The 15,755-nt window shown below is 67.7% G+C and carries 14 protein-coding genes; 7 read left to right on the top strand and 7 right to left on the bottom strand.

Features of this window, described 5'->3' with window-relative positions:
• Positions 1-13 precede the first annotated feature (13 nt).
• Complete coding sequence (locus AC1DXI_RS11735) at positions 14-436, top strand: heat shock protein transcriptional repressor HspR (protein WP_018774085.1); 423 nt, start codon at positions 14-16, stop codon at positions 434-436.
• A gap of 61 nt (positions 437-497) precedes the next feature.
• On the opposite strand, the gene AC1DXI_RS11730 is transcribed toward AC1DXI_RS11735, so the two are convergent.
• The 4 genes from AC1DXI_RS11730 to AC1DXI_RS11715 form a co-directional block, all read right to left on the bottom strand.
• Positions 498-1,778 carry a hypothetical protein gene (locus AC1DXI_RS11730; RefSeq protein WP_476938767.1) on the bottom strand — a complete coding sequence of 427 codons (1,281 nt, stop codon included), beginning with the start codon at positions 1,776-1,778 and terminating at the stop codon, positions 498-500.
• Positions 1,775-2,284, bottom strand: a complete 510-nt coding sequence (locus tag AC1DXI_RS11725; RefSeq protein ID WP_476938766.1) for a hypothetical protein — start codon at positions 2,282-2,284, stop codon at positions 1,775-1,777. Before AC1DXI_RS11725 ends, AC1DXI_RS11730 begins: the two co-directional genes overlap by 4 nt.
• A gap of 1 nt (position 2,285) precedes the next feature.
• Complete coding sequence (locus AC1DXI_RS11720) at positions 2,286-3,119, bottom strand: COG1470 family protein (RefSeq protein WP_476938765.1); 834 nt, start codon at positions 3,117-3,119, stop codon at positions 2,286-2,288.
• 125 nt (positions 3,120-3,244) lie between these two features.
• Complete coding sequence (locus tag AC1DXI_RS11715; protein WP_476938764.1) at positions 3,245-3,697, bottom strand: hypothetical protein; 453 nt, start codon at positions 3,695-3,697, stop codon at positions 3,245-3,247.
• Positions 3,698-4,356: 659 nt separating this feature from the next.
• On the opposite strand from AC1DXI_RS11715, the gene AC1DXI_RS11710 reads away from it, so the two are divergent.
• On the top strand, positions 4,357-4,755 hold the full coding sequence (locus AC1DXI_RS11710) for a hypothetical protein (RefSeq protein WP_476938763.1): 399 nt from the start codon (positions 4,357-4,359) through the stop codon (positions 4,753-4,755).
• Between the two features lie 91 nt (positions 4,756-4,846).
• On the top strand, positions 4,847-7,009 hold the full coding sequence (locus tag AC1DXI_RS11705) for an elongation factor G-like protein EF-G2 (protein ID WP_476938762.1): 2,163 nt from the start codon (positions 4,847-4,849) through the stop codon (positions 7,007-7,009).
• Between the two features lie 21 nt (positions 7,010-7,030).
• On the opposite strand, the gene AC1DXI_RS11700 is transcribed toward AC1DXI_RS11705, so the two are convergent.
• Positions 7,031-8,440, bottom strand: a complete 1,410-nt coding sequence (locus tag AC1DXI_RS11700; protein WP_476938761.1) for an aldehyde dehydrogenase family protein — start codon at positions 8,438-8,440, stop codon at positions 7,031-7,033.
• 333 nt (positions 8,441-8,773) lie between these two features.
• Between AC1DXI_RS11700 and AC1DXI_RS11695 the strand changes: the two genes are divergently transcribed.
• On the top strand, positions 8,774-10,243 hold the full coding sequence (locus AC1DXI_RS11695; RefSeq protein WP_476938760.1) for an APC family permease: 1,470 nt from the start codon (positions 8,774-8,776) through the stop codon (positions 10,241-10,243).
• Positions 10,244-10,392: 149 nt separating this feature from the next.
• Positions 10,393-11,406 carry an isopenicillin N synthase family dioxygenase gene (locus AC1DXI_RS11690; protein WP_476938759.1) on the top strand — a complete coding sequence of 338 codons (1,014 nt, stop codon included), beginning with the start codon at positions 10,393-10,395 and terminating at the stop codon, positions 11,404-11,406.
• Positions 11,407-11,507: 101 nt separating this feature from the next.
• Here AC1DXI_RS11690 and AC1DXI_RS11685 read toward each other — a convergent pair whose 3' ends face one another.
• Together AC1DXI_RS11685 and AC1DXI_RS11680 are read right to left on the bottom strand one after the other, a co-directional pair.
• Positions 11,508-12,479: an AraC-like ligand-binding domain-containing protein gene (locus AC1DXI_RS11685; RefSeq protein ID WP_018774095.1), complete on the bottom strand. Its 972-nt coding sequence runs from the start codon at positions 12,477-12,479 to the stop codon at positions 11,508-11,510.
• A 132-nt stretch (positions 12,480-12,611) separates the two neighbouring features.
• Positions 12,612-13,202, bottom strand: a complete 591-nt coding sequence (locus tag AC1DXI_RS11680) for a TetR/AcrR family transcriptional regulator (RefSeq protein ID WP_370124764.1) — start codon at positions 13,200-13,202, stop codon at positions 12,612-12,614.
• A 118-nt stretch (positions 13,203-13,320) separates the two neighbouring features.
• Between AC1DXI_RS11680 and AC1DXI_RS11675 the strand changes: the two genes are divergently transcribed.
• Positions 13,321-15,282, top strand: a complete 1,962-nt coding sequence (locus tag AC1DXI_RS11675; RefSeq protein WP_476938758.1) for a primary-amine oxidase — start codon at positions 13,321-13,323, stop codon at positions 15,280-15,282.
• A 9-nt stretch (positions 15,283-15,291) separates the two neighbouring features.
• Positions 15,292-15,744 (top strand): hypothetical protein, encoded by a 453-nt coding sequence (locus tag AC1DXI_RS11670; RefSeq protein ID WP_476938757.1) that lies wholly within the window; start codon positions 15,292-15,294, stop codon positions 15,742-15,744.
• Positions 15,745-15,755: the final 11 nt, after the last annotated feature.

Here is a 15,755-nt window from a genome sequence, read left to right as displayed (position 1 = left end):
ACGGGATCCAGCCATGGCCATCGACTTCGACCAGCCGATCTTCGTCATCTCCGTTGCCGCGGAACTGGCGGACATGCACCCGCAGACACTGCGCCAGTACGACCGGCTGGGCATCGTCTCGCCCAGCCGTGCCCCGGGCAAGTCGAGGCGTTACTCGCAACGGGATGTGAACATGCTCCGCGAGGTCCAGCGGCTCTCCCAGGAGGGGGTCTCGCTGGAGGGCATCAAGCGGATCCTGCAGCTGGAGAACCAGGTGGCCGCCCTGCAGCGCCGGGTCAGCGAACTGACTGAGGAACTGGGCCGGCGTCGCCAGGGGGCCGATTCGCGGATCTTCGCCGCCGGAACTGCCGGCGACGTCGTCAGCCTGGCCCGCGGCAAGCGTCCGCAGGCGCGGTCGCAGGCGCTGGTGGTGTGGCGGCCGCGGGGCATGGACTAAGACTCATCGGCTAGGACATACGGCTGTGCCCGGGACCAGTGGTCCCGGGCACTCTCTTGCGTTAGAAGCGTGACGCGGTGGGGCTGGTGAATGGGGTTAGGCCGAGGGAGTTGCCAGCGAGGTCCTTGATCCCGTCTGACGGCGTGTAGGACGGGGCCGCGGGCTGTTCCGTTCCGTTGGATGGATTACCCGTGATCACGTCTCCCAGTGTGACGGTGAGCTTATTGGTGGTGGAATCCCAACTGACTGCGGAGGCGTTCACACCCGTGCCTTTGTACGTGACCGTTCCCGTCGCAGGTCCGTAGTTGGTGCCGACGCCCAGCCCGACGGTGCCGATTCTCCACGTCGGGCAGGCCGCGCTCTCCACTGTGACCGTCAGGACGTTCCGGGAGCTGATGGTGACCGTGACCTGGTTGTTCCCGTTCACTGTGCCGCTTGCACCGGCAGCCCAGCTGCTGCAGATCGTTGAGGCGTCCAGGGCCTCGGAGTAGGTGAGGGTGACCTTGTCCTTGGGCTCGATCTTGCCGTTATCTTTTCCGTTGCCCCCGCCACCGGACAGCGCTACCGCTGTCACCGTGGGCGCGATGACGTCCTTGAAGGAGGCCGCCGTGCCGGGCGCCGCGGGATTGCCCTGGTTGCCCGCTGTGTCGGTGGCGACCGCACGGTAGGTGACGGTTCCGGCGTTGAGCCCCGTCAGGCTGAGGGTGGCGTTCCAGACCCCGGAGCTGTCCGCGGTCGCCGTGGCGGAGACGGCGTGCGCCGGGACTCCGTCGGTCACAGACAGGGCAATGGATGCGCCGGGTTCGGCGGTGCCGCTGACCGGCACCGCAGCGACGTTGCCGAAGTTGACGTAGGCCGGGGCCGTCACTGTGGGGGCGCCCGGCGGGGTGGTGTCAACGGCGGCACCGGCGCTCCGGACGCTCTCAACTCCCTGCCACTGCCCGAGCACCGGGGTGACCGTGTAGTACCAGGTGCCGGTCGGGACCCCTTGGTCAATGCAGCCCAGCCCGGCGATAGGTTGAGCAGCGCAGGTTCCCCCGGCGGAGCCCTTCTGGCCTCCCGAGGAATAACGAGCCACCGTGTAACCGGTGACGGGACGGCCGGCCAGGGTGGTGCTCGCATTCCACGCCAGCGTGACATTTCCCGCAGACACCGACGTCGACGGCGTTGCGCCGGCGGCCACGGCGTCTGCGGCGGCCGCCGCGGTGCCCCCATTGGAAGAAGCAGTCCAGAAGGCGTTGGCTCCCGGACCGGCCCATGAGAGGAGGGCGGCGCCGGCAACGACGACGGCCACGCGGCTCCGGATGCGGGCGCCAGCCTGGCGGTTGTTGCGGTGACTCATCGTCGTGCCTCCACAGTGACGGGAACCCTGAAGGTCGCGCCCTGGCAGGCGGACTGGGACTGGATCGACATGCTTGCCGCGCCGGGCAGGGTCACCAGAAGGGACGAGTTCGCCGGAATGGTGACGGCAGGTGCCAGCGGGGCAGCGGGGGCCGTGAAGGAAACCCCCGTGGTGGTGCAGCCGGCATGGGCGGCATCGGCCGTGACCGGCCCGGCGGAGACCACCGCGTGGATCCTGACCGTGAACGCGTTGGGGTTGCTGGTCCGGAGGATCACGTCCGCCGTGCCGCCCGGGACCAGACTGGTCCGGTTCGAGTCGCTTGCTACAAACGCATCGACAGTTACAGCATTCATCGTGGCGGCGGCTGCGGCGCCGGAACCTGCGCCGGTGGTGGCCCAATAGGCGTAGGCCGTGCCCCCGCCGGCCAGCAGGCAGAGCGCGGCGGCAGCGGCGGAGGCGGTTCCGGCGACTCTGGTGCCGCGCAGCATGGATCGTGTGGAGTGCATGTCAGTTTCCCTGCCCTGATCCCGAGTAGGCCAACTGGAGGACTGCGCCCTTGCAGCCGTCCTGCAGGCGAGGAGTGTCGAGCATGGCGATCCGGGGCCATTGGGCGGACGGGACACCAAGTTGTGAGAGCGAGCTGCTGCCGGACGGAACCGTCAACGGATAGCGCCCGCTGTACTGCACCACGGCATAGTCCTGCGCCGTGCAGGGCAGGTGGGCCGCGATCGCCTTCGCCGTGCGGACCACACCCGTGATCGAGACCGTCAGGTTGCCGACGTCGATGCCCTTGTCCGGGTTGGTGAATCCCAGGTCCATGGACCGGCTCGTACCCGGCGCCAGCAGGCCGGACACATCGCCCGAGAGTCCAAACACGCGCAGGGGTGCTTTGACTCGCAACTGGGTCTTTACGGCGGCCGACTGGACCGCCCCGCTCTGGCCCGTCAGGGTCAGCTCGTAGTCTCCGGCGGCAGTGCTGGATGCCGTGGATACGTTCATGCTCAGCTGGGCGGTGCTCCCGGCCGTCAGCTTCACGGACGACGGCGAGAAGTTTGACGTTGCCCCCGCCGGGAGGCCAGCCACAGCCAGCAATACCGTGCCGGAAAACCCGCCGGTGGAACTGACGGCGGCAGAGTAACTCGTGGCCAGCCCCTGGTCCACATTCCTGCTGGACGGTGTGATCTGCACCAGGATTCCCGGCTTTTGCGGGGCAGACTGCTGCCCCGCCGCGTAGAGCGTGCCCGCGGGCAGGAAGATGGCCAGCAGGCCAATGATGAGGACGCGGCCGGCGAGGCCCGCATGTTCCCTGGCGAGCCGGATGAACCGCAGTGGATGCTGCATTCCCTATCCTCCTTGGACCCGGCAGCCTTGCGCGGATCGTGGGTGTCGACGGTGGCTGATGCGTTGTTGCGCGGTGGCCCGAAGGCCGCCCCGGGGGCCGTGCGTCCGGCCCCCGGGAACACCCGCTACACGCTGCCGACGGTGACCGTGACGACGGCCGACTTGCAGGCATCCTGGTTGGCGGTGCTGTTGAGGAACTCCAATGTTCCCGACCCCACCTGGGTGCCGGTGCTGTTCGCTGCCACGGGCGTGTTCGTTGTTGCGGCGCTGACCGTGAACCATTCCGGCAGGCATGCGGGCGCGCTCGTGGTCACGCTCGCGGTGAGGGCGCCGACGACCGTGCCGGTGTTGGTGCTGTTGTCGGCCGTGTACGTCACGGGCACCGAGTTGCCCGGTGCCAGGCCGGCCGCGAAGCTTGCATGCAGGGTCACGGTTCCGCCGCCGGTGGAGTTGGCAGCGGTGCCGGTGCCGGCGCCGGTGGTGGTCCAGTAGGCGTAGGCAGTGCCTCCGCCTACGGCCACGAGGGCGACCGAGGCTGCAACGGCGATGACCTTGCTCTTCTTGGTGAGCTTGCGCATTTGTGAGACTCCTTGTGTGGGTGGCACCCGGACAGGAGTCATCAGGCCGGAGCCGCATTCCCCCAATCCTGCGGTTGCCGCGCTGAATCGATGGCCCAATCGTTGCGGCGAACTGCGGACAGGACAACGCGTAGTTGTACTCGTCTTTTGGCTCCCGAACTACGTGGCTCCGAGGAAAGTACTCGTGTTCCGGCGCGGAAAGCCTCTGGAATCAGACCGGAAAATACCCGCCCGGAAGCGCTGAGGAGTAATTATTGGTGCGAAACTACCTGCCTGCGGCTGGTGCCGGGCAGCTGGCCCGGCCAGGCGCGCCGGAGCAAGTAGTCTGCTTTTTGCGCGAGCAGCCGGCCGGCAGGCTGTGGGGCGGATCCACCCGGGCAAGTAGCCACAGGAGCGAACTGAGTACACCGGAACGCAAACAGGTAACCGGCCATCCGATAGTCGGGTACCTGATTTGCGTGACTTCCTGCCCGTGCCGCGCGTTGAATTGGAGTGTCAGAAAAAGCTGGCAGGACACGCTCACAGCTCCTACGGGAAGCGCGGGCGCGGAGCCAGCGCAGGAGCAGCGTAGACGCCGGGGGGCATCGCATGCATGATTCAGCCGAGCTTGATCCGTCCACTGCCGATTCTTCGCGGTCGGCTCCGTTGACGGGCGCGCCGTGAGCCCGGGGCTCCAGGCGGCCGTCCTGTTTGCCGGCTCCCTGCCGGGGCACATCCTGATGTCCCTGGGACAGGCCCTCGTGGTCGTCTGCCTGTGCTTCGACTTCGTCCGCGCGGTCTCCGTGCCGCGGTCCCGCAGCCGGTACGTCGCCAACACCTGGTTCCGGACACTTGCCCTGCCTTCGATCCTGGTCATGGCGTTCAGCGTGCTCCTCGATGCCGCCTCCGGCTCTTGGCCCGAGGTCGCCGCCGGGATGTTCATCTTGGTCGCTGTGATCTTCCGGTGGCACCATGGCAGCGACGAAGACAGCTGGTGGAAGGGCAAAGGCAAGGCCCTGGGCCGATGGCTCCGGAACCGGGCAGCCTCGGGGTCCCTGGTTGCTCCTGCCACGGCCTGAAAAAGCCCTTGCTGTCCGGGCGTCCCAGGGTGTCCAATCCTTAACACAAGGCCCTGCGGGGCACGAGTGGATGCGACGCCGGGAGGTTCTCATGCCGTCGAAAGGCGCCAAGACGCCGTCAAGGGGACCGGTCCGGGGTACATCTGACCTCCGGCGGGCGGACGCCAACGGCGTCGCGCCGCCGGAGCAGCCGGACAAGGTCCGCAATGTGGCCCTCGTGGGGCATTCCGGTTCCGGAAAAACGATGCTCACCGAGGCACTGCTTGCCGCCACCGGAGCCATCACCCGCAAGGGCTCGATCGCCGAAGGCACCACGGTAAGCGACTCGGATCCTTCCGCCATCGCGCAGCAGCGCTCCGTGGCGCTGGCGGTCGTGCCGGTGATGGTGGGGGACATCAAAGTGAACCTGCTGGACACTCCGGGCTATACGGATTTCATCGGCGAGCTGCGGGCAGGGCTCCGTGCGGCGGACGCGGTGCTGTTTGTCGTCTCGGCCACCGACGACGTCGATGCAGCGACCACTGCGCTCTGGAGCGAGTGCCAGCGGCTCGGGATGCCGCGGGCCGTGGTGATCAGCCGCCTGGACCATCCGCGCGCGGATTTCGACGCCGCCGTCGCCCGCTGCCGCCTGGCATTCGGCGACTCCATCGTTCCGCTGTACCTGCCGGTCCCCGCGGACGGTGCCGTCACCGGGCTGCTGGGACTGCTGACCGGCACGGTTTCCGACTACAGTTCGGCGGAACCGGCGCCGGCCACCCGGGCCGCGACCGGCGTCGAACTTGCCGCGGGGGAGTCCGCACGCGGCGCGCTGATCGAGGGGATCATTGCCGAGAGCGAAGACGAGTCACTCATGGACCGCTACCTCGGAGGCGAGGAAATCGCCCCCGATGTCCTGATCACCGATCTTGAGACGGCCGTGGCCCGCGGGTCCTTCCACCCGGTGCTGGCGGCGTCGGCGGAGTCCGGGCTCGGCCTGGCGGAGCTGCTCGAGGTCCTGGTGCGCGCGTTTCCGACGCCGGCGGAGCGCGGCGTCCCCGCAGCGACGGACCTCGACGGGGTGCCAGCCGGCGCGCTCGGCTGCGATCCCGACGGCACGCTGCTCGGTGAAGTGGTCCGGACAACGATCGACCCGTTCCTTGGCCGCGTCTGCCTGGTGCGCGTCTTCTCCGGCGTGGTGCGGGAGGACGCCGCGATCCATGTGGGCGGCCGCGGAATGGCGGACCGCGGCCACGAGGACCACGACAGCGACGAGCGGGTCACCCATCTGTACTCCCCGCTGGGATCAGGACTGCGGCCAGTGCCGTTCTGCGTTGCGGGGGATATCTGTGCGCTGACCAAGCTGGGCAACGCCGAGACCGGCGACACGATTTCGGCCAAGGAGCTGCCGCTGCTGGTGGCCGCCTGGGACATGCCGGACCCGCTCATGCCGGTTGCCATCGAGGCCGCCACGCACGGCGACGAGGATGCCCTGGCCAGGAACCTGGGGAAGGTCACGGCCGGGGACCCGACGCTGCGGGTGGAACGCAACTCCGAAACCCACCAGCTCATCCTGTGGTGCATGGGCGAGGCGCACGCCGACGTCGTCCTGGGCAGGCTGCGGGACCAGGGCGTGAACCTGCAGAGCGTCCCGGTGATCACGCCGCTGCGGGAGACGTTTGCCGCCCCGGCCGCCGGGCACGGGCGCTATGTCAAACAATCCGGCGGCCACGGCCAGTACGCGGTGTGCGACATCGAGGTGGAACCGCTCGACCGCGGCGCCGGGTTCGAGTTTGTCGACAAGACCGTGGGCGGGGTGATTCCCGGGCCGTTTATCACCTCGGTGGAAAAGGGCGTGCGGTCCCAGATGCAGAAAGGCGTCTCGGCCGGGTTCCCGGTGGTGGATATCAAGGTGACGCTGATCGGCGGCAAGACGCACAGCGTGGATTCCTCCGATGCGGCCTTCCAGGCTGCCGGCGCGCTGGCCCTCCGGGAGGCGGCGGGGGCAACCCGCATCCAGTTCCTGGAACCGGTCTCGTCCGTGACCATCTCCGTTTCGGAGGACCACGTGGGTGCGGTGATGAGCGACTTGTCCTCCCGGCGGGCACGCCTGACCGGGACCACCTCCGCCGGCGCCGACGGCACCGAGATCAGCGCCGAGGTTCCGGACCAGGAACTGTTGAGGTACGCGGTGGAGTTGCGGGCCCTGACCGCCGGCAGCGGCCGGTTCCGGCGCAGCTACCTGCGGCACGAACCCGTGCCGCAGGCGCTGCACTGATGGTCCCTGCTGGGAGCAGCGTCAGCCGTTGATGACCTGCGGGACGCCGAGGGCCTTGAGGCCTTCGACGCCGAATTCGAGTCCGTAGCCGGACTGCTTCGCGCCGCCGAACGGGATGCGGGGGTCCACGGCCCCGTGCTTGTTGATCCAGACGGTGCCGGCCTCGAGCCGGGCCGCCACCTTGCGGGCTTCGGCGGGGTCGGAGGACCAGACCGAGGCGCCGAGTCCGACGTCGAGGGCGTTGGCCATGGCGACTGCCTCGTCCACGCTGCCGTACCGGATGATCGGCAGGGCGGGGCCGAACTGCTCCTCGGCGACCAGCGGGTTGCTGTTGGCGATGTCCGCGACGAGGGTGGTGGGGTAGAAGTTCCCGGGCTGGTCGTTCTCCGGATTGCCGCCGAGGAGGATCCTGGCCCCCGATTCGCGGGCGGCGTCGACCAGTGCCGCGACAATGTCGTACTGCTGGCGGTTCTGCAGCGGGCCGAGCACGTTGGCCTCGTCCAGGCCGTTGCCCATGGGCATGGCGGCGGCGACGGTGGTGAGTTCCTCGCAGACGGCGTCGTAGATGGCGTCGTGGACGTAGAGGCGTTTGAGCGCCGCGCAGGTCTGGCCGGTGTTGATGAAGGCGCCCCAGAACAGGCCCTCGGCGATCGCCCTCGGGTCGGCGTCGGGCAGGACGATGCCGGCGTCGTTGCCGCCGAGTTCGAGGGTGAGGCGTTTGACGGTGTCGGCGGAGGATTTGATGATGGCCTTGCCGGTGGCGGTGGAGCCGGTAAACATGATCTTGCCGATCGCGGGGTGTCCGGCCAGGGCCTCGCCGACGTCGCGGCCGCCGGAGACCGCGGTGAGGAGGCCCTCGGGGAGTTCCTGGTTGAGGATTTCGACGAGGGCCAGGACGGACAGCGGGGTGTATTCGGAGGGCTTGATGACGACGGCGTTGCCCATGCGCAGGGCGGGGGCGAGCTGCCAGACGGTGATCATCATGGGCCAGTTCCAGGGGCCGATCGCGCCGACGACGCCGATGGGCCGGTAGTGCAGTTCGGCGCGGGTTTCGCCGTCGTCCACCACGGTTTCGGGGTCCAGCGGCGTGCCGGCGGCGACGCGGAGCCAGGCGGCGCAGGCGCCGACCTCAAAGCGGGCGTTCGGGCCGTTCAGCGGTTTGCCCTGCTCGCGGGAGAGCAGGCGGGCGAGTTCCTCGGCGGAGCGTTCGACGGCGTCGGCGGCCTTGAGCAGCGCGGCGGACCGGGCGTCGTGGCCCAGCGCTGCCCACGCCGGCTGCGCGGCGGCTGCGGCGGCGATGGCGGCTTCGAGGTCCTGGACCGTGTGGACTGGTGCTTCGCCCACCGGCTGGCCGGTGGCCGGGTCAAAGATCGTGCGGGTTTCACCGGACACCGGCGTGATCGCGGCGAGAAGGGCGTCGTAGGTTTCCATAGGGGTACTCCACATCGAGTAGGTCAGAGATCGCGGCCGGTGCGGCCTAAGAGTGCTGCTTCAAGCGTGCTCCGGCGAGGGTCCGAGGGGCTTGTCTATCCGCGAAGAGCTGTTGTGCGGGAGCGAACGGAACGCCGAAAGCATTTCCCAAGGCTGCGGACCGGGGGACGTCCTCCCCGCCATGCAGGCGGCGCACGGCCTGGTGCTGACTACGCTCAGGAACAACAACCGGTCGCTAATCGACAAAAGCGTGACGAGCGCCACCTGCCATGCTGGATTTCACGGTGCAACGCACCCCCATTTCCCAGACTCATGACCGTTAAGAAGGATCCGATGAGTATTTCAAATTCCGATTCCCGGACCGCAGAATCCAGCCCCCGCACGGAGCACTCCACCGCGCTGCGTGCCGGCAGCGTCGGCGTCATGGGCATTCTCTTCTTTGTTTTGTCAGCCCAAGCGCCGTTGACTGGAATCGTCGGGGCATCACCGCTGGCGGCGGCCCTCGGCAATGGTCCCGGGGCGCCCGGCGCGTATCTGGTGGTGGGCATCGTGATCGTGATCTTTGCCGTCGGGTTCGTCGCGATGAGCCGCAAGATCCAGGCCAACGGCGCCTTCTACGCCTATGTCACCGCCGCCTTCGGGCGGAAGGTCGGCGCGGGAGCGGCGTGGCTCGCGCTCCTCGCGTACAGCACGGTCCAGGCCGCGATGTACGGGCTGTACGGTGCGGCGTTCTCGGGCGTCCTCGGATCCGCCGGGATCGTGGTCCCCTGGTGGCTTCTGGCCGTCATCACCATGGCGGGCGTGCAGGTGCTGGGCTCCCTCAACATCGAACTCGGGGCCCGGGTCCTGGCGGTGCTCGTGGGCCTTGAGGTCGCCATCCTGCTCATGTTCGGGTTCGCCGTGCTGTTGCGGGGCGGCGGACCGGAGGGGATCAGCCTGGCGGCGTCCTTCTCTCCCGCGGCGATCGGCGCGGGCGCCCCGGGCGTTGCCATCATGTTCGCCGTCGCCTCCATGTTCGGCTTCGAATCAACGGCCATCTACTCGGCCGAGGCCAAGGACGCCCACCGCACGGTCGCCCGGGCCACGTACCTTTCGGTAGGCGTCATCGCGGTCTTCTTCTCCTTCATATCTTGGATGCTGGTCAGCTACTACGGACCCTCGCACGTCATCGACGCCGCGGGCGCGGCCCTCGAATCGGGCGATTCCACCTCCTTCGTGCTGACCCCGATGGTGGAACTGTTCGGGCCGTGGGCCGGAACAGTCACCGGCATGCTGCTCGTGACCTCCCTGCTGGCCGGCATCATCGCCTTCCACAACGGCATCAACCGCTACCTCCATTCGCTGGCCCTGCGCGGGTCGATGCCCCGCATAGTGGCCCGGACCAACCGGCACAAGGCGCCCGCCGTCGCTGCGCGGATCCAGACCGTGGTCGCCTTCCTGCTCGTGGCGCCGTTCGCGGTGCTGTCCCTGGATCCTGTCCTGACCCTCTTTTCCTGGTTCAGCGGGCTGGCCGTGGCGGCGCTCCTGGTGCTGTACATGCTCTGCTCGCTGGCCGTCGTCGCGTACTTCCGGCGGGAAAAGGTGCCCGGCCGGCTCTGGCAGACCGTGGTGGCACCGGTGCTCGCCACCCTGCTGCTCGGCTGGGTCCTGTCCCTCGTCATCAGCAACTTCACCGCACTGATCGGCGGCAGTGCCGAAACGGCCGTGGGCCTGCTGCTGACCGTACCCATTGTGTTTGCCGCCGGTGTGCTGGTGGAAATTGCCGTGGAGCGCAGGGCCACGCGCGCAGGGGTCACGGCCTGACGGTCGGCGATGGGCGCCTGCCTGAGGGCGCTGCCTTGCTCCGGATGTCTTATTTCGACACGTTTATCTTCATCGCGGCAGCTTCGTCCGTAACATTGGAGCCAATAGAGGCTTCGGCTTGCCAAATTCGCTGTAAAGGACTAGACGCATTGTCACTCGAATCATTGCCCGTCCTGGACTTCTCTCGATTGACTGCAGGGCCGGAGGAGGCCTCCCAGTTTCGGGACGAACTGCGTAACGCCATGCATGAAGTCGGGTTCCTTTATCTGGCGGGCCATGGCATCCCGCAGGAGCTCATAGACGCCATGCTCGACGTCTCACGCCGCTTCTTCGAATTGCCCGACGAGCAGAAACTCGCCGTCGAGAACGTTCACAGCCCGCAGTTCCGCGGCTACACCCGCGTCGGCGGCGAACTCACGGACGGCGCGGTCGACTGGCGCGAGCAGATCGACATTGGCGTCGAGCGTGACGCTGTGGAGCCGGGTGCCGGCGTGGCTGACTACTGGCGCCTGGAGGGGGCCAATCTGTGGCCGGATGCACTGCCCGAAATGCGGGCGATTGTCTCTGAGTGGACCGAGCGGCTGAGCGCCATTTCCCTCGCTCTCCTGCGGGCGCTTGCCGTGTCCCTCGGAGCGCCAGAGGACACCTTCGACGCTGCGTTTGCCGCACGGGCTTTCCCACTGCTCAAGATTGTGCGTTATCCAGGGGAGTCCAATCCGGAGCCGAAGCAGGGTGTCGGGTCCCACCGCGACGGCGGCGTCCTGACGCTCCTCCTGGTCGAACCCGGAAAGGGCGGACTCCAGGTCGAGTACCAGGGGAGGTGGGTCGACGCACCCCAGGTGCCCGGAACATTCGTGGTCAACATCGGCGAGATGCTCGAGCTGGCCACCAACGGCTACCTCAAGGCGACTCTGCACCGGGTGATCTCGCCCCTTCGCGGCACTGACAGGATCTCGCTTCCCTTCTTCTACAACCCGGCGCTGGACGCGACGATGCCCCAGCTCGCGGTGAGCCAGGAGTTTCAGTCCAAGGCCCGCGGTCTGTCGGTTGACCCGACCAACAGCCCGATCCTGGAGACCTACGGGGACAACGCCCTTCGCTACCGGCTCCGGGCCCACCCGAACGTCGCCGCAGCCCACCACGCGGATCTCATCACGAACTGACGTCCCCCGCGCGGCAGCCCGCCAACCGGGCGGGCTGCAGCGAGGAACCATCGAAGGTGCTGGCAACAGCAGGGCCTTTCAGCCGCGGATCAAAGTCATCTTCAGGCGCCGCGCCGCCAGTCGCTGGGGGATTCGCCGAAGGCATCACGGAAGGTACGGCTGAAATGGGCCGCATCCAGGAAGCCCCATCGCGCGGCAACGGTTCCTACCGGCATTCCGGCCAGGAGCGGATCCCGCAGTTCGCGGCGCGCCCCCTCCAGCCGCTGGGTCCGGATCCAGCTCGCCACGGTGGTTCCGGATTCATGGAAGACGTTGTGCAGGTGCCGTGTGGAAATGAAATGGGCCGCCGCGATGGACGCCGGCGAGAGCAGCGGATCGGCCAGATGGGCGTCGATATACTCGCGGACGGAGGCCGCCAGCAGGGCCTGCGGCCTCATACGGTCGGGGGACATGTCCAGTTCCGAATGCAGCATCGTGGAGACGAGATCGAGGGCATTTGTGGCGAGGCGGGACCCGCTGGGGCCGCTCAGCGCATCCAGGTTCTCCGCGAGGTGGGCGATGAACGGCCCGACAATCGCGGCGAGGCCGCCGTCGGAGGCCATCCGCACGGCCGAAAGCTGCGCGATGCAGTCCGGCGGCAGGGACAGCGCGTCCCATGGAAACATCATCACCATGAGCCGGGCGTCGCCCTCGAAGGCAAGCGTGTAGGGGCGGCTAGTGTCATAGATGGAGAGATCGCCCGGATGCAGGACTGCCTCGCGGTTGTCCTGGATGAGGAGCCCGGTGCCCTGAAGCTGGAGATTGAGCTTGAAATAACGCTGGTTGGACTGCGCAATCAGCGCCGGCGTGCGGTGGACCTCATGGCTCGTTGAGGAGACCTCGACGAGTGCCACGCGGTCCAGCCTCCGGGCCCGCATGCGGCCGCGGAAGTTGTCCGCATCGGCGCTCGAGGCGGCCAGGGGAACGAAGGACTCCGCGACGAGGTGCCGCCAGTGGTCGAAGGATTCTGCCGTGCTGGTGAGGACATCCTGTCCGGCGGGACTGGGTGATGGGCGGGCTGCAACTGCGGTCATAGAAGATCCTGACGCCGTCGTACTTCTGGGAATGTGTCATGGGACACAGTCCTCTCAGGGTAGCGCCGCAGCCCGCCGATGTCATCTTTTTTCGACACTCGGCGAATAAAGATCGCCTGAAGCCTGGCGGGCCTAGCAGGCCAGCAGGGTCAGGAACCCCTCCAGTTGCTCGTTCAGCCCGAGTTCCACCTGGCCTTCCGGGGCGAGTGCCGCCGCGATCTGCGCGCCGAGGAGGAGATTGAGCAGTTGCCCGGCCAGGGCGGCGTCGTCGACGGCGGTGGTGACGGCGCCGGCCCGCCGCGCCTCGGCAAGGTACTGCCGCATGGCCGCGAGCCACTGCTCCATCGAATCCCGGTGGATCCGGGCCTTGCCGGGGTCGTTGATGGCCTTCTGCCAGAACGGGATCACAATCCGGGCCTCGTTGATCCGCTCTTCATCAAGCGGCAGCACCTCGACGCAAAATGACCGCAGGGCCGCGAGGCCGGACTGCCCGGCGGTGACTTCCGCGATGCGCTCGTTGGTGCGGTTGAAGACGTGCCCGAACGCGAACGTCAGCAGGTCATCCTTGGTGGGGAAGTAGGGCTTGAGGGCGCCGTTCGCAAAGCCTGCCTCGAGGGCGATTTCCCGCATGGTGGCACTTTCAATCCCGAGCCGGGCGATGATCCGCCACGTGGCGTCGACGAGTTCAAGCCGCCGCTGGTCGTGGTCGACAATCTTTGGCACCGGGCAGCTCCCCAAATATTTTGCGTCGGACTCTTGTGGCACAGCTTACATTTCCGTATTCTCTACAACTATAGAAAATAAAGTTCTGACCCGCCAGGGTCCCCGAACGAAGGCCGTCATGATGACCGCACACACTGAGACCCGCACCTCGTTTAGTCCATACAGTCCGTACAGTCTGGCCGCGGACGCCGAGATCACCGCAGTCCAAGGCATCCTGCTCGCGGCCGGCCTGCTGGGCGAGACCAGGCGCATCGCGTACCTGGGCCTGGTGGACCCTGCCAGGAACGCGCCGGCGGGAATCGAGGACCGCCGGTTCCGGGTCTTCGTGCACGACGTCTCCGGGGGGAAACCGGCCGACGTGACCGTCTCCGTGTCCAGCGGCACGGTGATTTCCGTCGTCGAACTGGACACGGGGGTGACCGGCGAGCTTCCTGTCCTGGAAGAGGAGTTCGAGGTCGTCGAGGAGCTCCTGGCCACGGACGAGCGGTGGCTTAAGGCGCTGGCCAACCGTGACCTGGACGTGAGCAAGGTCCGCGTTGCCCCGCTGTCTGCCGGGGTGTTCGAGTATCCGGAGGAAAAGGGCCGCCGGATCCTCCGCGGCCTGGCCTTCGTGCAGAATTTCCCCGAGGACAGCGCCTGGGCGCACCCCGTGGACGGCCTCGTGGCGTACGTCGACGTCGTCAGCAAGGAAGTCACGCAGGTGCTGGACACCGGCGTCGTCCCGATTCCCGCGGAGCACGGCAATTACACCGACCCGGAGCTCACCGGCCCGCTGCGCACCACGCAGAAGCCCATCAACATCACCCAGCCCGAGGGACCCAGCTTCACGGTCACCGGCGGCAACCACGTCGAATGGGAAAAGTGGAGCGTCGACGTCGGCTTCGACGTCCGCGAGGGGGTGGTGCTGCACAACCTTGCCTTCCAGGACGGCGACCGCAAACGGCCCATCATCAACCGGGCATCCATCGCCGAAATGGTGGTCCCGTACGGGGACCCGTCGCCGATCCGGTCGTGGCAGAACTACTTCGACACCGGCGAATACCTCGTGGGCCAGTACGCCAACTCCCTGGAACTGGGCTGCGACTGCCTCGGCGAGATCACCTACCTCAGCCCCGTCATCAGCGATGCCTTCGGCAACCCCCGGGAGATCCGCAACGGCATCTGCATGCACGAGGAAGACTGGGGCATCCTGGCCAAGCACAGCGACCTCTGGACGGGCATCAACTACACCCGCCGCAACCGCCGCCTGGTGATTTCCTTCTTCACCACCATCGGCAACTACGACTACGGCTTCTACTGGTACCTCTACCTCGACGGCACCATCGAGTTCGAGGCCAAGGCCACCGGCGTCGTTTTCACCTCCGCCTACCCGGAGGGCGGCTCGGCCAACATCTCCCAGCTCGCCCCGGGCCTGGGCGCTCCGTTCCATCAGCACCTGTTCAGTGCCCGCCTCGACATGGCGATCGACGGCCTCACCAACCGGGTGGAGGAGGAGGACGTGGTCCGCCAGGGAATGGGCGAGGGCAACGAACGCGGCAACGCCTTCTCCCGGAAGCGGACTGTCCTGGCGCGCGAGTCGGAAGCCGTCCGGGAAGCCGACGCGCGCAGCGGCCGGACCTGGATCATTTCCAATCCGGAATCACGCAACCGCTTGGGCGAACCCGTGGGCTACAAGCTGCATGCCCAGGGCCAGCCCACTCTGTTGGCAGACCCGGAGTCCTCCATCGCCCGGCGTGCGGCCTTTGCCACGAAGGACCTGTGGGTCACCCGGTTCGCGGAGGAGGAGCGGTACCCCACAGGGGACTTCGTCAACCAGCACGCCGGGGGAGCAGGCCTGCCGGCCTACATTGCCCAGGACCGCGACATCGACGGCCAGGACATCGTGGTGTGGCACACCTTCGGGCTGACGCACTTCCCCCGGATCGAGGACTGGCCCATCATGCCGGTGGACACGGTCGGCTTCAAGCTCCGTCCGGAGGGCTTCTTCGACCGCAGCCCAGTCCTGGATGTGCCGGCCAACGCTCAACAGTCCTCTGGTTGCCATGGCGATGGCGACCCCGGCGCACACTGCCACAGCTAGGCCGACGCCGTGAGTGTCGCCGCCAGTTTGGGCCGCCGGGCCGGCATCACCGGCATCGTCTTCCATTCCCGGATCTGCGCCGCCGTGACGGCGGCGTCGTGTCTCGCGCATCTGTGGCTGGTCGCCGGGAACCAGCACGGGACGTGGCTGAACCTGCTCATGCTCGCCATGGTGGCGGTATGCCTGCCGTGCGCCGTGCACATCCTGCGCCACGGCCGCATCAGCGCCCTTCGCCAGGTGATGGCCGCGGCACTGGCGATGACCGGCGTGCACGCGGTCCTGCTTCTCGGCGCCGGGGCCGGCGGCGCGGGCCACAGCCACCATGGAACCGCCGCCGCCGCTTCGGCCGGCGCGGCGCCGTCGGGCTCCGGGGCGCTGCTGGCGGTCATGGCGCTGGAAATGACGACGGCGCTGCTCGCCGCGACGCTCCTGGCCCGGCTCCGGGCGCAGCCCCACGGCTGACGCATCAGTCC

It is taken from the genome of Arthrobacter sp. P1_H7 (assembly GCF_056405215.1).
Note: the sequence above shows the minus strand (reverse complement) of the source record. Positions and strands in the feature narration are given on the sequence as shown.